The organism is Natronococcus jeotgali DSM 18795, from assembly GCF_000337695.1.
GTDB lineage: Archaea > Halobacteriota > Halobacteria > Halobacteriales > Natrialbaceae > Natronococcus > Natronococcus jeotgali.
The window spans coordinates 1-17,072 of sequence record NZ_AOIA01000163.1; the positions used below are offsets into that span (position 1 = coordinate 1).

Genomic DNA, 17,072 nt, shown 5'->3' on the forward strand with positions numbered 1-17,072 from the left:
TCAGAGATGTGTATAAGAGACAGTCCCCGTTCCGACGGTCGGTCCGCTATCGGTGGCGTCCGGATACCGTCGCTGGGAGGCCCGGATCTCCGGATCTTTCTCGAGAGGGACCCGCTCCGCTGCGTCGAGCGCCGGCTCGAGCAGCCGCTCCTCGAGTCGATAGACGTAGTCCCGGGGACGGTAGGCGAGGGTGTCGATCGACTCGGCAGGGTCGTCCGTTCGCTGGTCGTCCACCCCGTCCCGATCCCAGCGGTGTTTGCGATCCCAGTCGACGACCGCGTCCGCGAGGACGACCGAGCCCAGCGCGGCTCGAGACGGCGGGCCGCCCGCGATCCCCGCCGAGAGGACGTACACCGACTCGAGGTCGAGTCCGGGGCTCGCGAGCAGCGCGGTCGTCGTCGTCGCGGCGTCGCTCTTGCCGATCCCGGTCGTCGTGATCGCGACGCCGTCGGCAGTGAGATAGATCGGCGTGTCGGCGCCCGGGACGGAACACGCGTCGACGAGGTCGGCGCGCTCGAGCCAGGGCCGGCGCTCGTCCAGGGGCGGTTCGGCGACCGCGAGGAGCACGAGCGCGGCGGGACGAACCTGATCGTTCGGGTCGGGGCGTCGCGGCTCCGGAAGCGGGGGATCGCTCATGGTCGACGGTCGCCGCCTGCCCGAAAAGGCCTGCCGGAAGCCGGAACCGTTTCGGGGATCGCTTTCGTCCGTCGAGGCGTGACCGACGAGGCGCTCACGGTCGACGACGAGCTCCTCGCCCGCGCGCGGATCCACGCCCGCGAGGTCGTCGACGAACACGACCTCGCGCTCGAGCTCGGCGCGCTCGAGTGGGACGTCTCGGCGCGGGCGCGGCGTCGCGCGGGACTGTGTCGGTGGGACGCCGACCGCGAGGTGGCGACGATCGTCCTCGCCTGCCGCGCCTACGAACGGTACGAGTGGGCGGAGTTCGCGGCGGTCGTGCGCCACGAGCTCGTCCACGCCCTCGAGTTCCAGCGCTTCGGCGAGTCGGGCCACGGCGAGCGGTTTCGCGAACTGGCGGCCCGGCTCGAGGCGCCCCGTCGCTGTCGCTCGTTCGCCGAGCCGCGGTACCTGCTTCGGTGTCGGGGGGACGACTGCGACTGGCGGGCGACGCGCCACCGGGCGTCGAAACCGGTTCGAGCGCCCGAGCGGTACCGGTGTGGCGACTGCGGGGGCGTCCTCGAGGTCGAACACGCCGACAGCGGCCGGCGCTGGGAGACCGCGAGCGGGTACGGGAGTGCGAAGGCCGCGCTCGGCGACGACTGGTGAGGGGAGCGCGGAACACTTATCCGCGGACCGAGTACAGGTCCGACCATGGGAATACTCGATCTGATGCTGGGGAAGTCGGGCGAGGGGCAACAGGGCGTCGAGGGCCGTTCGTACATGCTTCCGGAGGAGACCCACGAGTTCGTCCACCCGGTCGCCGTCCGCCGGGCCGAGCTCGAGGCCCTCGAGGAACTGCTCGCCGCCGACGAGGCGGCACCGTCGCTGTCCGACAACGCCGACGAGCTTCAGGACACCTTCGACGAGCTGTTCGACGGCACGGGGCCCGACGCGGCCGACATCGCCGACAGGGAGCGTGCAGCCCGCTCGACGGTCGAAGCGGCCCTCGAGACCTGGCGCGAGCGGGTATCGGCGGGCGAGGACGAACTCGGGGTCGTCTACGTCCAACAGGGTGAGTTCGAGGCGCTCGGCTCGTTCGTCAAACGCTGCAAGCAACGCGGCGAGCGGAGCGACGAGTTCGAACTCCCGGAGTCGCTGCCGGCCGTGGCGGCCCTGCTGGCGCGACTGGACGAGGCGACCGACAGCCGGTACCGGGCGGTCGTCCACACCGATCTGTTGTCCGAAGCGTAGTCCGGTCTCAGACGATCGACGCGAGGCCCGCGAGCGAGTCGAGCTCGTAAGTCGGCTCGTGCTCGCGGGCGCCGTCGCCGCGTCCGGGGTCGATCCACGCCGAGTCCAGCCCCATCGCGTTGGCGCCCGCGACGTCGGCCCGCAGGGAGTCGCCGACGTGGATCGCCCGCTCGGGGCTGGCCTCGAGCGCGCCCAGCGCCCGCTCGAACGGCGCGGCGTCGGGCTTCGGGTAGACGCCGGCGTTCGGATCGGTGTACACCCGGACGTCGAAGGCGTCCTCGATGCCAAGCGCCCGCAGTTTCTGGATCTGGGTCTCACGACCGCCGTTCGTGATCAGTCCCACTCGTCCGCGGTCGCGGGCGCGCTCGAGGGCGTCCTCGGCGCCGGGTCGAAGCCGGACGGCGCTCGGATCCCGGACCTCGAGGTACCGCCGCGCCAGCGTCGGGGCGAGGGCGGGATCGGCGTCGGCCCGGTCGGCGACCTCGGCGAACAGTCCCTCGTAGAACTCCTCGGCGGTTCCCGCCGTCGGCAGGGCGGGCACGGCCGCCCGGAGGTCGGCGGGCGTACAGAAGGGGTCGGCGTCGACGCCCTCGAAGGACCGCTCGAGGACGGCGGCGGGATCCTGCGTGGGCTCGCAGAGGGTGCTGTCGAGATCGAAACAGATCGCGTCGTAGGCAGCCATCTGGGCTCCAGTACGGTGCCGAACGTTCTGAACGTTTCGTCCCGTGACAGGTGGTGGCACGAGACGATCCCCGTCGCCCGCGACGGGTTTCGATCCCCACGACTGCTGTCGGATTCGCCACGTTCAAGCCGCTCCCCTTCGAGACTCGAGCTATGACGAGAGCAGTCTGGGTCAAAGCCGACGACGCCGTCGGCGACTGGGACGACCGCCGCGCGCGGATCACGGCCGCGCTCGAGGCGGGCGCCGACTGGGTACTGGTCGACGAGGGCGACGTCGAGCGCGTTCGCGAGCTCGGCGAGATCAACGTCGCCGCGTTTCGTACCGACGGGGACGTCACGCTCGTCGACGACGTCGACGTCGTCGACGAGGCCGAAACGGAGTCGGTATCGGAGTCGACCTCCGAGCCCGACGCCGTCGTCGTCGGCAAGAACGGCGAGGGCGACGGAACGATCGATCCGCCGACCGACCTCTCGGGGTCGGCCGACCTCTCGACGCTGCGCCGCGAGGGCGAGCTAGAACGGGGCGCGTACGTCCGTATCCTCGGGAAAGAGTACGAGGCCTTCGCCGAGTCGGCCGCCCAGGAGGTCGACCACACGATCGTCGTCGGCGAAGACTGGACGATTATTCCCCTCGAGAACCTGATCGCACGCATCGGCGACGAGACCGATCTCGTCGCGGGGGTTACCTCCGCCGACGAGGCGAAAACCGCCTTCGAGACCCTCGAGATCGGCGCCGACGCCGTCCTGCTCGATTCCGACGACCCCGACGAGATCCGTCGCACCGTCGAGGTGCGCGACGAGGCCGAGCGCGAGACCCTGGAACTGGAGTACGCCGAGGTAAAAGACGTCGAGCAGATCGGCAGCGCCGACCGGGTCTGTGTCGACACCGGCTCGCTGCTCGAGCACGACGAGGGGATGCTCGTCGGCTCGATGGCCCGCGGGCTCGTGTTCGTCCACGCCGAGACCGCCGAGTCCCCCTACGTCGCCTCCCGCCCGTTCCGGGTCAACGCGGGCGCGGTCCACGCCTACGTCCGCACCCCCGACGGCGGCACGAAGTACCTCTCGGAGCTGCAAAGCGGCGACGAGGTCCAGATCGTCGACACCGACGGCAACACCCGCGAGGCGATCGTCGGTCGGGTCAAGATCGAGCAGCGACCGATGTTCCGGGTCGCCCTCGAGACGAGCGACGGCGATCGGATCGAGACGCTGCTGCAAAACGCCGAGACGATCAAGGTGCCCACGAGCGCGGGCCGGAGAGCCGTAACCGACCTCGAGGCCGGCGACGAACTCCTGTTGTACTACGAGGACACGGCGCGACACTTCGGCGAGGCGGTCGAGGAAAGCATCATCGAAAAGTAGTTCGACCGCCGCGGATCGCCGCTACGGGTTCGTCGGCTCCTCCGTTCCGGGCTCGGCCGGCTCGAGCCGGGTCGTACACCAGTGACAGAAGGTGAGATCCTCGTCGAGGGGTTTGCCGCACTCGGGACAGCTCGGCCCGTCCTCGTCGCCGGTCGTCGAGCCCGGCGGGAACCCCATCGACCGAAACGTCGCGTCGATCGCGGCGAAAAGGATGATAAACGAGACGACGAACTGATCGAGCGGATCGGTCTCGCTGGCGATCACGGTCGCCGCTCCCGTCACCGAGTCCGCAGCCGCCAGCTGCTCGACCGGCAGAAACAGCGCCAGCGACGCGAGAAAGATCCCGCCGAAGGCGAGACCGCGAACCCAATCGCGAAGAACCACGTGGCCCGCTCCGGGGAGGAGCACGGAGAGACCGACGACCGCGAGCGCGCGGATCCAGGACATCGTACGTCCGTCCACTCGCAGGGCGACGCCTTAACGTTCCGGTTTTCCGTCGGGTCGATTCGGCGGACACGCCACCTCGAGACCGACGGTTTGAGCGACCGTAACGTCGCCCGAGGAAAGTTCGACGGTCGCCGTCGGCTCCGACCCGTCCGACTCGAACTCGCCGCAGTCGACCGTCCCCTCGAGGGTCGCGGTCTCGCCGGGTTCGATCTCGGTGCCGATCCACCCCGACGCGTCCGAGATGCCGTCGGGGAACTCGAGATCAGTGATCTCGATCCGCTCGCCGAGTCGGTTCGCGACCCGCAACAGGTCTCGCTCGCCCAACGGCGGCGCGTCCGTCGCGTTCTCGTCCGCCCTCTCGGTCGCGGTCTCCGACCCGGCGTTGTCGGACACTTCGGGATCAACGGGTTCGACGGCGACGCCTGCGTCCTCGTCGTCGACGACCGACACGGTGAGCGGGCGCTCCATCGAGACGACGCTCCCGCCGGCGGTCGCGGTGATTAGCAGTGCGACCGCGACGGCGATCAGACCGACCCCGAGTCGCGTGCTCATCGTTTCGGTGGTCCCTCGTGACCGAGTCGGTTCCGCCGCGAGTGGTAGGTGTGGACGAGCGCCGAGACGCCGAACATCGCGGTCACCAGGGCACCGAGCGCGACCGCCGAGAGCTCCCCGACCGGGGACACCGGGAACCACGCCAGCGCCGTAATCACAGCGCTGACTCCCGACAGGCCGAGATAGCAGTGACTCCAGGGAATGTCGTCCTCGGGAACGTACTCGAGGTACAGCTGCAGCTTCCGGGCCTCGTCGGTGAGCGCGACCTCGCCGCGGTTGCGGTCGTACTCGATGACTCCGGACTCGTCGAGCCGCGGCAGGTGCGACTGGCGCAACGAGGTGTACACGCGCTTGCGTTTCTTCCAGGGCAGCTCGGCCGCAGGGGTCTCGTACTCCCAGGACGAAACCGAGTCGACGAGCGTTCGCAGGTCGACGCGGTCCTCGCCTTGCTGTTTGAGGTAGTGGAGCACCCAGCGCCGGCGCTGGGTGCTCAACATCTCGAAGACTTCGTCCCGGTCCAGTTCACCCGTCTCGACCTCCTCGTCGTCTCGCTTGCTGACGCTCATTCTGGTCTCCCCCTTCGTCCCTCCGCCGTCACCCCCCGGCGATCGCGAGGGACACCGTGTCATACGTACAGACGGTATTTATTATTGAGAGTGTAAGTATAGCCCCGATTACACCATCGTCGAGGAGTCGAAATACTGGGGCTGCAGCGTCCGAAATACCGAGTGTCGGTCCGTTCGCATACGTGATGGTGATCGGTAGTGCTGGCCGCGCTTGTCGGTCGTTTGATCTCATCGCTACAGTTCAAGGCAATCTTGACGTGTCGGTCGACGCTATCTGTGCGGTTCAGGGTCGGCTTGTCGTGGTGCAAGCGATGCCAGACGTTACCTAACGTGCCTATAGTAAGGGGCCGCCTCGTCGTGGTCGGTTCCGGACGGCCGAGCGAGGACGGCCGACAAGGGGGACGATGAGTACACAGCATCAGGGGGGACCGCTACGGGTCGCAAAGCTCGCCGCGATCGGCGTCGTCGCGCTCGCGTTGCTCACGATCGTCGCGGGGCACGTCCTCGGCGTTCCGATCGGACTCAGCTACGTCGAAACCGGGAGCATGGAGCCGACGATCGAGACCGGCGACGGGTTCGTCGCGGTGCCGTCGGCCGTCGCCGGCCCGATCGAGGAAGGCGACGTGATCGTCTTCGACGCCCGGGAGATCGAGGGCGGCGGACTCACGACCCACCGGGTCGTCGAGACTACCGACCAGGGATACGTCACCCAGGGCGATGCGAACCCGTTTCCCGACCAGGACTCCGGCGAACCCGTCGTCACCGACGGCCAAGTCGCCGCGACGGCGCTCCAGATAAACGACGAGGTGGTGACGATCCCGCAGCTCGGGACCGCGGTGATGGGCCTCGAGAGCGGCCTCGAGTCGGGTCAACGCTGGCTGGCGTCGACGCTCGGCACGACCGCCGTGCTCGGCACACAGGGGCTATCGAACCTGCTGCTCGCGTTCGGTCTGGTCGTGCTCGGGGTCTCGCTCACGCTCGAGCGACGGAACTCGGCGACCCGGGAGCGCACCCGGGAGCGCTCGCGTACGGACGTGCACGACGCGCGGACGCTCGTCCTCGGGCTGGCAGCGTTGCTCGTCGTCGTCTCGCTGGCAACGACGGTCGCGATGTCGGGGACGACCGAGACGGGGATCGTCAGCGCGGAGTTCGACTCCGAGCGCCCCGACGTGATCCCGGCTGGTGAGACCGAGAGCCGCGAGTACGAGCTGTCCAACGGCGGCCTCCTGCCGACCGTGACGATCGTCGAGCCGGCGAGCGAGGGGGTCGCCGTCGACGAGCGAGCGACCCTCGGCTACGGCGAGAGCGCGACGGCGACCGTCACCTACACCGCGCCGTCCGAGACGGGGTACTACCTCCGGTCGGTGAGCGAACGCACGTACTTCGCGGTGCTCCCGGAGCCGATGATCGCGACCCTGCACGGGATCCACCCCTGGGTGGCGATGGCGTCCGTAACAGCAGTACTGACGGGGATGGTTGTCGCGCCGCTGGCCCTGCTGGTCGGTACCGGAACGATCAGGACGCGCTCGCGGTCTCGCTCGCGATCTTCGGGCGGTGTGAACGACTGACAGCTATGACCGAACGACGACACAGCGACTCGAACGGCGGGGGGTATCGATCGTGATCAGCGACCGACGGCGCGTGCGGCTTCGCAGTGCGCTCGACGAGTGGTTCGTCGTAGTCGTCGTCGCCCTGCTCGGGCTCGCGCTCCTCGGGGGGTGGGGCGCCTACGGCGCGGTCGCCGACGACGAGGACGTCGAACAGCGGACCGTCGAGGCGTGGTCGACCACGGGCGGGTTCGACCACGGCGCGACGGTGCAGGAGGAAAACGAGGTGTTCCCGGTCGGCACCGAGCTCTCGGATCGGTCGGTGTACTTCGCGGCGGTCGCACCCGAACTCGAGGCGACGTTTACGTACGCGTACGACGCGCCCGACGGCGACGTTGCGGTTTCCCTCGAGGCCGACCGCGTGATCCGCTCGGTCGAGGACGCGGACGAAAAGGAGGAACGCGCCGAGTACTGGGTAACGAACGAGACGATCGCCCAGGACGAGACCGAAGGCCTCGCGCCCGGCGAGGAGCACGCCACGTCGTTCAGCGTCGACGTTCCCGAGCTGGCCGAGGAAGCCGAGGAGATCCGGGACGGTCTCAACGACTCGACGGGGACTCTCGAGACCGCCGTCGTGGTCCGTGCGTCGGTCGAGGGAACGATCGACGGCGAACCGGTCGATCGCGTCGACACCTACGAGATGGCTCTCGAGTTCGACGAGACGACCTACGCGGTCGAGGCGCCCGCGGCCGAGGAACGGACCGAGGAGCGAACCGAGGAAGTCGCGGTCGCGGGAAGCTCCGGCGGGTTCGGCCCCGCCGCTCTCGCTCTACTGGGAGTCGGCTCGGTCGCGGCCCTCGGCGTTCTCGGGGTCGCCCGCCGGAAGGGGACGCTCGCGCCCTCGGCGGCCGAACTCGAGCGCATCGATGCCCGCTACGAGCGCGAGGAGTTCGACGACTGGATCTCCCGCGGGTCGCTTCCGGCGGCGGTCCGCGAGCGCTCGCGGATCGAGATCGCGACCCTCGAGGACCTCGTGGACGTCGCCGTCGACTGCGATCGGCGCGTGCTCGAGGACGAACGCGACGGGCGGTACTACGTCGTCGACGGGGAGGCGGTGTACGTGTACGCGCCCGAGGGGCTCGAGGACGGCGAGGTTCTCGAGGTCGACCCGCAGGAAGCCGAGGAGCCGACGGTGATCGGTGACGGTTCGGGTGGGGAGGACGGGAGCGACGAATCCGCCTCGTAGCGGCCACGTTAGAGTTCTCGAATCGGTACGGACGGGTGGAGAGAGCTGCGCGTTTTCGTTCTTCGATCGTGTCCTCGCTCGGGCAGCGAAACGTGTGCGAAATCGAACTACTGTTCGTGCCCTTGCCAGGCTGTCAACGATCCACCTCAGAACGGCGTTCGAACGCTCCCACTGAGAACAACTATCATTCGATGCCGACAGGCTCGGCTTGAGCCGTTATCTCGCAGCCCGACGGCACCTGTTCGCCGCGGCACGTTCCGCTTGCAGACCTCTCTGGCAGTCCGTACTCGTTCGAAGACCGACGTCACGCAAGCAGTACTGAACGACAGAGTCGGGATGTTGCACCTCCTGCCAGTGTATACAAAAGGGGTGTGCTATCGATGGCCAGAATGCATGCGCTCGAAGACGACGCACACGTTGGCGAGTGACAGGCTGCTGGCGGCTCGAGCGCGCAACAACTGGTGTTACCATGGAACGACGTAAATTCCTGATCGGTGCGGGAGGTACAGCAATCGGAGCAAGTGCACTTGTCGGCTCGGGTGCATTCACGAGTGTCCAGGCAGATCGGAGTCTCGAAGTAGACGTCGCTGACGACGCCGATGCATTTCTCGCACTCAGACCGTCTGACGGTCCTAATGGAGAGCAATATGCATCAACGGACAACGGACTGCTTGAACTCGATTTCTCAACGACCGACGAAGGTGGAAGTGGTGTGAACAAAGAGGCGGATACCATCATTCGGGATGTTTTCGAGATCGAAAACCAAGGAACTCAGACGGTCGTGATAGGGATCACCGGTATCCCTGACGGAATGAGCTTCTACGCAGACGAAGATGATGGGGCCGTCCCTCCATCTGAGGGGACTTCGTTAAACCAAGATTCGTACGGTGCAGGTTCGGAGCATTTGCCACAAATCGGAGCGGGTGGGTCACTTGATCGGGTCGGTGTGGCCTTCTATGGTAAAAACAATGATCTCAGCGATCTTGCAGATCACGACAATCCGATCACAATTAACGCCTACACCGAAGACGAGGCCGGCGAGCTTTCCTGAAACGGGACGACGATCAGCGCGAGGACGGGGCGTCTTCGCGCGGTATCGGCCCACCTCGGGCTCCGGTCCCTTGACTCGGTCAGCGCCTCGTCGACCGCGTCCTCGAACAAGATCTGATTCATTACGATCGAGCGTCGCCTGATTACGCCGAGTGACGTTCCTCCAGCGCTGGAAGCGCCGCCTTTCGTGAGCGGCGAAAGACGCTGGGAACCGTTCACTTAGTTTCCGCCGCCGATCCACCGAGATCGGCAATCAACCTCGACAGCGTCTCGAGGTCGTACTGCCCCGGCGCGGTCGCCTCGGCGGGATCGACGGGCGCGTAGCCGATCCGCGAGCCGTACACCGGCGCGACCGCTCGAGTGTGCCGCCCGACTTCGCCCATCGCCATCGTCGCCACCCGATCGCCGTGGTAGGTCAGCTGCTCGGTCGCCGACAGCAACGCGATCGTGTCGGCTTTCGACTCCGCGGTGACCGCGAGCTTCGCCACGTCGGCGTACTTGCCCGCCTCGGTCAGCGTCGAGACCAGTTCGCCGCGGGGCGGCGTCCCCTCGAAGTCGTGCGAGGAGGCGATAATCGAGACGCCCCGCTCCCGGGCAGTCTCGAGGACGGCCTCGGCCTCGCCTTCGAGGATCGACTCGAGTTCGACGTCGATCGCGCCGACGGCGTCGAACGCGGTCGCCTCGGCGAGGACCGCGAGGCGCTCGTCGTCGTCGCCGCCCCACTCGCCGCCCTCCCAGGCGGCACGGTTGGTCGCGATTATCGGGAGGGAAGCGTCGTAGTCCTCGAGTGCCTCGAGGGGGTCGTCGGTCAGGTCCATCCGGAACTCGACGGCGTCGGCGTGTTCGCGAGCCGCCGGCTCGTCGGCGTCGGCGAGGTCGGCGGTCGCGGCCGCAAGCGTAAACGAGTCGAAGTCGATACCCATAGCCGGTTGTGAGAACGGGGCGGCGAAAAACGGTGTCGTTCCGGCGAATTAGGCCATTCCGAGGGTTTCCTCGGCCTCGAGCAGCTCGTGGTAGCGGTTCCGGATCGTCACCTCGGAGATGTCGGCGACGTCGCTCACCGCGGCCTGGGTCGTCTTCTCGTTGGTGAGCAAGGCGGCGGCGTACACCGCGGCGGCCGCGAGGCCGACGGGCGACTTCCCCGAATGCACGCCCTTCTCCTTGGCGTTCTGGAGCAGGGCCCGGGCGCGGTGCTCGGCCTCGTCGGAGAGCTCGAGCCCCGACGCGAAGCGGGGGACGTAGCTCTCGGGGTCGGCGGGCTGGACCTCGAGACCGAGTTCGCGGACGACGTAGCGGTAGGTGCGGGCGATCTCGTTTTTCTCGACGCGGGAGACGTCGGCGATCTCGTCGAGCGAGCGGGGGACGCCGGCCTGCCGTGCGGCGGCGTAGACGCAGGCCGTCGAGACGCCCTCGATCGACCGGCCCGGCAGCAGGTCTTCCTCGAGTGCACGCCGGTAGATCACGCTTGCGGTCTCGCGGACGTTCGTCGGCAGCCCCAGCGCGGAGGCCATGCGGTCGATCTCGCCCAGCGCCTGCTTCAGGTTGCGCTCCTTGGAGTCGCGGGTGCGAAAGCGCTCGTTCCACTTGCGGAGCCGCTGCATCTTCTCGCGCTGTCGGGAGCCCAGCGAGTTGCCGTAGGCGTCCTTGTTTCGCCAGTCGATGTTCGTCGACAGCCCCTTGTCGTGCATGGTGTTCGTGGTGGGGGCGCCCACGCGGGACTTCTCGTTTTTCTCGGTGGCGTCGAACGCGCGCCACTCGGGGCCGCGGTCGACGGAGTCCTCCTCGACGACGAGTCCGCAGTCCTCGCAGACGGTCTCGCCGTGTTCGTCGTCGACGACGAGGTTGCCCGCACACTCGGGACAGACGACGTCGCTCTCCTCGCTCTCGGTCGTCTCGTCGGTCGTTTCGTGTTCGCTACGTCGGACTCTCGTGTTCGGTGATGCGTTAGTCATGGTGGCGACTACTGCCCGGCTGGGTCGCGTACAGAATCCGGACGGCGTTGTTACCTACTCGGTTCCGAGACACCGGAGTTAATGGTTTCGGAATCGCCGCCGTTCTCGGCTCGAGAGCCGAATCTTGGTCAAAATCCGTGTAGGACTCGAGTCGCCGATCCGGACCGAAGCGAGAGGTCCAAACGGGCCGCGTCCGACCCTCGAGTATGAACGTCGCAGTCGGGAGCACGAACCCGGTGAAGGTCGACGCGGTCGAACGAGCCCTCGCGCGATACGAGCCGACGGTCGCTCCGATCGCGGTCGACTCCGGCGTGTCCGAACAGCCCCGGTCGGTCGCCGAGACCGTGTCGGGCGCCGAGAACCGCGCCAGGCGCGCCCTCGAGGCCGGCGACGCCGAGTACGGGATCGGCCTCGAGGGCGGGGTCGCACGGCTCGAGGGCGCCCCCGGGCTCTCGCTGATCATGTGGGGCGCGGCCACCGACGGCGAGCGGATCGAACGCGGCGGCGGACCGACGCTCAGACTTCCCGAAACGATCGAACGCCGACTCGAGGGCGGCGAGGAGCTCGGACCCGTGATGGACGACGTCCTCGGTCGGGAGGGCGTCGCCGAAACCGACGGGGCCGCCGGGGCGCTCACGAACGGACTCACGGATCGGTCCAGCGCCCTCGCCGAGGCGGTCGCCTGCAGCGTCGGTCCGTTGCTGGTCCCGGAGTATGATCGCTTCGACCGCGGCCGGTAATTGCTCGTTTCGATGACAATCGTCGGCACGGATCGATTAGCCGGCCGTACCAACGCCTCGTTTCGCCTCCGGTATTCGGTCGTTTCTCCCCCGCCCGATCGCAAGCCGGCGGGGAGTTAACCGGTCGTACCAAACCCCCTAAGAGCGTTCCCGGCGTGTCCGTTCGTATGAGCACCGCAACGGCGACCGACCTCACGAGTAAACAGCGCCGGATCCTCCGCTACCTCCGGGAACGCGCGGCGACGAAGACCTACTTCAAGTCCCGCATCATCGGCGAGGAGCTGGGGATGACGGCCAAGGAGGTCGGATCGAACATCACCGCGCTCCAGGAAACCGGCTCCGGGATCGAGATCGAAAAGTGGGGCTACTCCTCGAGCACGACCTGGAAGGTCAGCCTCTAGCGGCTCGAAGCGTCCGCTTCCGACGCGAGCTCCGTTCGAAAACGAAGGGGCGAGACGCCTCGTTACCCGTCGTAGGCGACGTACTGATCGGCGTCCCGCGCGAGTCGCCGCGCCCGATCGCCGAACGAGTCGGCGTGTCGCACGACCAGGACGAGGACGGTTGCGGGTCGTTCGAGGGCGTACCCGTCCTCGCGAGAGAGCAGCCCGGCGTCCTCGAGTTCGCCGGCGTACTTGCTCACCGTCGGCGCCGACACCTCGAGGGCGTCGGCCAGGTCGCCGGCGGTCGACTCCGGCGCCAGCAGCAACTCGACTAACATCCCCCGCGGCGTGTCCCGCCGGAGGTAGCCGAGCGCGCGCTTTTCGAACTCGTCGAACCGTCCCGCCGGAACGAACCGCTTGTAGTCGCCGTCCCGGTAGCGCTCGACGACGCCCCGTTCCTCGAGCCGGCGGAGGTGGTGTTGGGTCTCGCCGGTGCCCAGCTGCAGGTCGTCGCGGATCTTCGAGAAGTGCGCGCCGGGCGTCGTCGAGAGGTAGCCCGTGATCGCGTCTCGAGCGTCGCTCTCGCCGGTGTCGGCGCTCGCCGACTCCGAGAGCCCGGCTACCGGTGCACTGGCGCCGAGCGCGGCGAACCGGCGCAGGGTCGACCGCTTGTCGTCGTCGACCCCCTCGGAAGATGTCATAACGTCTACCGTCAGCAATGTGATCCGCGGTAAAACAGGTTTCGCTCCGTCTCGGTTGGTACGAAACCGCGTCTCGGACCCGCCAGCCGGCACTCCCCGCAGTTTCGGGCGCTTCGCCCGTATCGGCTCGAGGATCCGGTGGAAAATCCGTCGGCGGTTTCAGTTCGCGCTCGAGTCTTCGGTTGCGGCTTCGTCACCCGCTGTCGCGGGGTCGGCGGCCGACTCCGGCGTTCCGTCGTCGGTCTGCTGGAACTCCTGGTCCATCTCCTCGATCACCTCGTCGGGGTCGGTGATCTCTGCCGGATCCTCGCCCTCCTTGATCGCCTGGGCCTCCTGTTCCATCGCCTCGACGTCCATCTCGGCCTCCTCGTCGATCTCGCCGATAATCTCGGCGATGTCGTCGAGGCCGATCAGTTCGCGGGTTTCCTCGTCGAACTCGAGGCTCTCGAGTGAGTCGCCGTCTTCTTTGATGTCGCTGCCCGAGAGGTGCTTGCCGTAACGGCCGACCATCGAGGTCAGTTCCTGCGGCATGACGAACGTCGTCGATTCGCTCTGGCCGATCTGTTCGAGCGTCTCCATTCCCTGATCGATGACGGCGCGTTCGCCCATCGATTCGGCGGATTTCGCCCGCAGGACAGTCGAAATCGAGTCACCCTGCGCTTCAAGGATCTGGCTTTGCTTCTCACCCTGGGCGCGGATGATCTCGCTTTGCTTGTCACCTTCCGCCTTCTCGACGGCGCTGCGGCGTTCACCCTGAGCCTCGAGGATCATCGCGCGCCGTTTGCGTTCGGCGGAGGTCTGTTGTTCCATCGCGCGCTGGACGTCCTTCGAGGGGTTCACTTCCCGCACTTCGACGCTCTCGACGCGGATCCCCCACTCGTCGGTGGGCTCGTCGAGCTCCTTTCGGATCTTGGCGTTGATCTCCTGGCGCTTGTTCAGCGTGTCGTCCAGTTCCATGTCGCCAAGCACCGCCCGCAGGGTCGTCTGGGCGAGGTTCGAGACCGCTTTCTTGTAGTCGTCGACCTCGAGGAAGGCCTTCTTCGCGTCCATCACCTTGATGTAGACGACCGCGTCGGCCGTGACAGGGGAGTTGTCCCGCGTGATCGCCTCCTGCCGGGGGACGTCTAAGGTCTGGGTTCGCATGTCGAACCGGTAGGTGTTCGAGACGAACGGCGGAACCCAGTTGATCCCGGGCTCGAGCAGTTTGCGGTACTCGCCGAAGACCGTCAGGGCGCGCTTCTCGTAGGCGTCGACGATCTCGATCGCGCTCAGCAGCGCGGCGACGACGACGACGAGGACGAGCGCACCCAGAAACAGCAGTGCACCGCCGGTTTGCATGGGGAGTAATTCGATCGCCATACGTCGATCTTGCGGGAGTGAGGGGAAAAGTGTTCCCCCAACCAACATATCGCTGCCGGTCAGCCGGAGCGTTCGGTCTCCGATTCGCGTATCGAGTCGTCGACGCTCGAGTCCCCGGATCCGGTCTCGTCGACCGTCGGCTCCCCGGCGCTCGAGGACTCGCGGGCGAGCGCGCGGTCGATCTCGTCCTCGCCGATCGAGTCGAGCGACTCGACGGTCAGGACGTTCCCGCCGCCGGGGTCGAGGACGATGATCTCCTCACCCTCCTCGATGGTCCCGCCCGCGGTTCGGGCGCTGTAGTAGGGGGCGAACCCGCCCTGCTCGAGTTTGACCTCGCCGCCGCGGTTCGTGACGGTCTCGGTCGCGTACCCCGTCGCCCCCGCCAGCGACTCCGAGTCGGAGGTCTGGGGCGTTCCCTTCCCGCCGTAGAAGTCGAACTCGCGGTAGACGTAGGTCGCGGCGAGGCCTATCGCCAGCGTCAGCGCCGCCAGCACGAGCACGTTAGCCGCCGGCGGGAACACCACCCCGACGAGTCCCGCACCGACCAGGGCGATACCGATGACGATGAGATGGGCCCCCGGCGACAGCGCCTCGAGCCCCATCAACACGAGACCCGCCGCCAGCAACGCGAGGGGGATGTTCTCGAGGAGAACTTCGATCATGCCCCATGCTAAGGTCTCGCTGCGATTAAATGTTTAGTGGGCCCGGATCGGCGCCGAACTCGATCAGAACGGAAGCGAGACCACGCGGACGAGCACGAGCAGCATCGCGGCCGCACCCAGAACGACGAACAGGACGTTCTCGAGGGCGGGATCGCCCGGTTCGATCGGCGTCGAACTCGGCTCCGGGCCGTAGGGATCGTCCTCGCTCTCGTCGTGGGTGCGCCGTTCCCCGTCGCGGGCGGCGTCGCTCGAGAGGTCGATCGGGATTCGGTCGCCGTCGGACGCCGAGCCGGCGTCCGTGGCGCCGCGGACGTTTCGGACCGTCGTGCGCTCGTCGGTCGGCTCCGCCGGACGGTCCCGCGTCCGGTCGTCACCCTCGCGTCGGTCGCCGGAGGCGTCGCCTGCCATGCCGACACGTTGTGGCGCCGCGATCAAAAACCCGCGGTCGACGCGGTCAGTTTCGCTCGGTACGGTCGCCGATCGTGCCGCCGTAGACGACGCCGCGTTCGGCGTCGAGGGTCACGGTCGCCCCGTCCTCGAGCTCGGCGACGTCGGCGCCGCTGATCATCGGGACGTCGATCTCGCGGGCGATCAGCGCCGGGTACCCCGTCATCCCCCGCTGGGCGTTGACGATGCCGCCGATGCGGTCGAGGTCGCCCTCGAACTCGTCGTCGAACTCGGACTCGAGGGCGACGATCGCGCCGTCGGGAATCCCCGAGAGGTCGCCGCTCCGGAGGCGCACGATCGGCCCGGTCGTCCGTCCCTCGACGACGACCCGCCCCGTCGTCAGGGCGTCCGCGGCGACGTGGACCTTCATCATGTTCGTCGTGTTCGCGCCCTCGAGGTCGGTCATCATGCCACAGAGGACGACGACGGTGTCGCCGCTGTCGGCGACGCCGGCGTCGAGCGCGGCCTGGACCGCCTTCTCGACGACGGCGTCGGCGCCCTGATCGGAGACGCGGGCGTACAGCGGCGTCACGCCCCACGAGAGCGCGAGCCGGCGACGGACGTCGTCGTTCGGCGTCGAGGCGACGACGGGAACCCCGGGGCGGTACTTCGCCGTCTTCAGCGCCGTGTAGCCGGACTCGGTCGCGGCGACGATCGCGTCGGCGCCGACGTCCCGGGCCATGTAGCGCGCGGATCGGGCCAGGGCGTCGGTCCGGGCCTCGCCCGCGGTCGGGACGCGTTGCTCGAGGGTTTCGGCGTACTCCCCGGAGCCCTCGACCTCGCGGACGATGCTGTCCATGGCGTCGACGACCTCGGTCGGGTGGTCGCCGATCGCCGTCTCCGCCGAGAGCATGACCGCGTCGGTGCCGTCGAGCACGGCGTTGGCGACGTCCGACGCTTCGGCCCGCGTCGGCCGTCGGGCGTGGACCATCGAGTCGAGCATCTCCGTCGCCGTGATGACCGGCGACCCCGCCTCGCGGCACTTCCGGATGATCCGCTTTTGGATCATCGGGACGTCCTCCATCGGACACTCGACGCCCAGATCCCCGCGGGCGACCATGATCCCGTAGGACGCCTCGATGATCTCGTCGAGATTCTCGACGGCGCCCGCCCGCTCGATCTTCGAGATGATCGGGACGTCCTCGGCGCCTAACTCCTCGAGCACCTCGCTGACCTCGTAGACGTCCTCGGCGTCGCGGACGAAACTCGCCGCGACGAAGTCGACCGTCTTCTCGGCGGCGAGCTCGAGGTCCCGACGGTCGGATTCGGTGACGATGTCGAGATCGAGGTCGACGCCCGGGACGTTGACGCCCTTGCGGCCGCCGAGCTCGCCGCCGGTGTCGACATGGGCCCGGACGACGCCCGCCGAGCGCTCGAGGACGGTCGTCTCGATCAGTCCGTCGTCCAGCAGGATCCGATCTCCCGCCTCGACCTCCTCGATCGGCAGGGAGAGCCCGATCCGGTCGGGAGCGGCCTCCTCGCCCTCGACGAACTCGATCTCGGAGCCCGTCTCG

General features: G+C 67.8%; 20 protein-coding genes. 8 read left to right on the forward strand and 12 right to left on the reverse strand.

Features of this window, described 5'->3' with window-relative positions; all coding sequences use genetic code 11:
- Positions 1 to 636, reverse strand: a complete 636-nt coding sequence (locus C492_RS20380; protein ID WP_008427096.1) for a phosphorylase family protein — start codon at positions 634 to 636, stop codon at positions 1 to 3.
- A 78-nt stretch (positions 637 to 714) separates the two neighbouring features.
- On the opposite strand from C492_RS20380, the gene C492_RS20385 reads away from it, so the two are divergent.
- A complete protein-coding gene (locus C492_RS20385; protein WP_008427098.1) occupies positions 715 to 1,284 on the forward strand; it encodes a SprT family zinc-dependent metalloprotease in 570 nt (189 codons plus the stop codon).
- Positions 1,285 to 1,329: 45 nt separating this feature from the next.
- A complete protein-coding gene (locus C492_RS20390) occupies positions 1,330 to 1,869 on the forward strand; it encodes a hypothetical protein (protein WP_049893222.1) in 540 nt (179 codons plus the stop codon).
- A 7-nt stretch (positions 1,870 to 1,876) separates the two neighbouring features.
- Here C492_RS20390 and C492_RS20395 read toward each other — a convergent pair whose 3' ends face one another.
- Positions 1,877 to 2,551: an HAD family hydrolase gene (locus C492_RS20395; RefSeq protein WP_008427102.1), complete on the reverse strand. Its 675-nt coding sequence runs from the start codon at positions 2,549 to 2,551 to the stop codon at positions 1,877 to 1,879.
- Positions 2,552 to 2,703: 152 nt separating this feature from the next.
- Here C492_RS20395 and C492_RS20400 point away from each other — a divergent pair, with 152 nt between their 5' ends.
- Positions 2,704 to 3,909 (forward strand): 3-dehydroquinate synthase II, encoded by a 1,206-nt coding sequence (locus C492_RS20400; RefSeq protein ID WP_008427103.1) that lies wholly within the window; start codon positions 2,704 to 2,706, stop codon positions 3,907 to 3,909.
- A gap of 21 nt (positions 3,910 to 3,930) precedes the next feature.
- On the opposite strand, the gene C492_RS20405 is transcribed toward C492_RS20400, so the two are convergent.
- From C492_RS20405 to C492_RS20415, 3 genes are read right to left on the reverse strand one after another with little or no spacing between them, the layout of a single operon-like run.
- Entirely contained in the window at positions 3,931 to 4,356 is a 426-nt protein-coding gene (locus tag C492_RS20405) for a DUF7575 domain-containing protein (protein WP_008427105.1), read from the reverse strand.
- Positions 4,357 to 4,386: 30 nt separating this feature from the next.
- Positions 4,387 to 4,908, reverse strand: coding sequence for a hypothetical protein (locus C492_RS20410; RefSeq protein WP_008427107.1), 522 nt, complete (start codon positions 4,906 to 4,908; stop codon positions 4,387 to 4,389).
- Complete coding sequence (locus C492_RS20415; RefSeq protein ID WP_008427109.1) at positions 4,905 to 5,474, reverse strand: DUF7344 domain-containing protein; 570 nt, start codon at positions 5,472 to 5,474, stop codon at positions 4,905 to 4,907. Before C492_RS20415 ends, C492_RS20410 begins: the two co-directional genes overlap by 4 nt.
- A 404-nt stretch (positions 5,475 to 5,878) precedes the next feature.
- Here C492_RS20415 and C492_RS20420 point away from each other — a divergent pair, with 404 nt between their 5' ends.
- The 3 genes from C492_RS20420 (at position 5,879) to C492_RS24000 (ending at position 9,318) form a co-directional block, all read left to right on the forward strand.
- A complete protein-coding gene (locus C492_RS20420) occupies positions 5,879 to 7,042 on the forward strand; it encodes a signal peptidase I (RefSeq protein ID WP_008427112.1) in 1,164 nt (387 codons plus the stop codon).
- 73 nt (positions 7,043 to 7,115) lie between these two features.
- Positions 7,116 to 8,267, forward strand: coding sequence for a DUF5305 domain-containing protein (locus C492_RS20425; protein ID WP_152424964.1), 1,152 nt, complete (start codon positions 7,116 to 7,118; stop codon positions 8,265 to 8,267).
- Positions 8,268 to 8,736: 469 nt separating this feature from the next.
- Positions 8,737 to 9,318, forward strand: coding sequence for a hypothetical protein (locus tag C492_RS24000; RefSeq protein WP_152424965.1), 582 nt, complete (start codon positions 8,737 to 8,739; stop codon positions 9,316 to 9,318).
- A 214-nt stretch (positions 9,319 to 9,532) separates the two neighbouring features.
- Here the strand turns inward: C492_RS24000 and C492_RS20435 are convergent, their stop codons facing one another.
- Both C492_RS20435 and C492_RS20440 read right to left on the reverse strand, forming a co-directional pair.
- A complete protein-coding gene (locus tag C492_RS20435; protein ID WP_008427119.1) occupies positions 9,533 to 10,240 on the reverse strand; it encodes a type I 3-dehydroquinate dehydratase in 708 nt (235 codons plus the stop codon).
- 48 nt (positions 10,241 to 10,288) lie between these two features.
- Positions 10,289 to 11,269 carry a transcription initiation factor IIB gene (locus C492_RS20440; RefSeq protein ID WP_008427121.1) on the reverse strand — a complete coding sequence of 327 codons (981 nt, stop codon included), beginning with the start codon at positions 11,267 to 11,269 and terminating at the stop codon, positions 10,289 to 10,291.
- Positions 11,270 to 11,475: 206 nt separating this feature from the next.
- Here C492_RS20440 and C492_RS20445 point away from each other — a divergent pair, with 206 nt between their 5' ends.
- Entirely contained in the window at positions 11,476 to 12,009 is a 534-nt protein-coding gene (locus C492_RS20445) for a DUF84 family protein (protein WP_008427122.1), read from the forward strand.
- 167 nt (positions 12,010 to 12,176) lie between these two features.
- Positions 12,177 to 12,410 carry a DUF7123 family protein gene (locus tag C492_RS20450; protein WP_008427125.1) on the forward strand — a complete coding sequence of 78 codons (234 nt, stop codon included), beginning with the start codon at positions 12,177 to 12,179 and terminating at the stop codon, positions 12,408 to 12,410.
- Positions 12,411 to 12,472: 62 nt separating this feature from the next.
- On the opposite strand, the gene C492_RS20455 is transcribed toward C492_RS20450, so the two are convergent.
- The 5 genes from C492_RS20455 to pyk form a co-directional block, all read right to left on the reverse strand.
- Positions 12,473 to 13,090 (reverse strand): winged helix-turn-helix transcriptional regulator, encoded by a 618-nt coding sequence (locus tag C492_RS20455; RefSeq protein ID WP_008427126.1) that lies wholly within the window; start codon positions 13,088 to 13,090, stop codon positions 12,473 to 12,475.
- Positions 13,091 to 13,249: 159 nt separating this feature from the next.
- The gene (locus tag C492_RS20460) at positions 13,250 to 14,449 is read right to left on the reverse strand and encodes an SPFH domain-containing protein (RefSeq protein WP_008427128.1); all 1,200 of its coding nucleotides are present in this window, start codon (positions 14,447 to 14,449) and stop codon (positions 13,250 to 13,252) included.
- Positions 14,450 to 14,508: 59 nt separating this feature from the next.
- Complete coding sequence (locus C492_RS20465) at positions 14,509 to 15,111, reverse strand: NfeD family protein (RefSeq protein WP_008427130.1); 603 nt, start codon at positions 15,109 to 15,111, stop codon at positions 14,509 to 14,511.
- Between the two features lie 63 nt (positions 15,112 to 15,174).
- Complete coding sequence (locus C492_RS20470; RefSeq protein ID WP_008427132.1) at positions 15,175 to 15,519, reverse strand: DUF7312 domain-containing protein; 345 nt, start codon at positions 15,517 to 15,519, stop codon at positions 15,175 to 15,177.
- A 46-nt stretch (positions 15,520 to 15,565) separates the two neighbouring features.
- Positions 15,566 to 17,072 (reverse strand): pyruvate kinase (pyk, locus tag C492_RS20475; protein WP_008427133.1); only part of this gene is annotated, 1,507 nt, incomplete at its 5' end.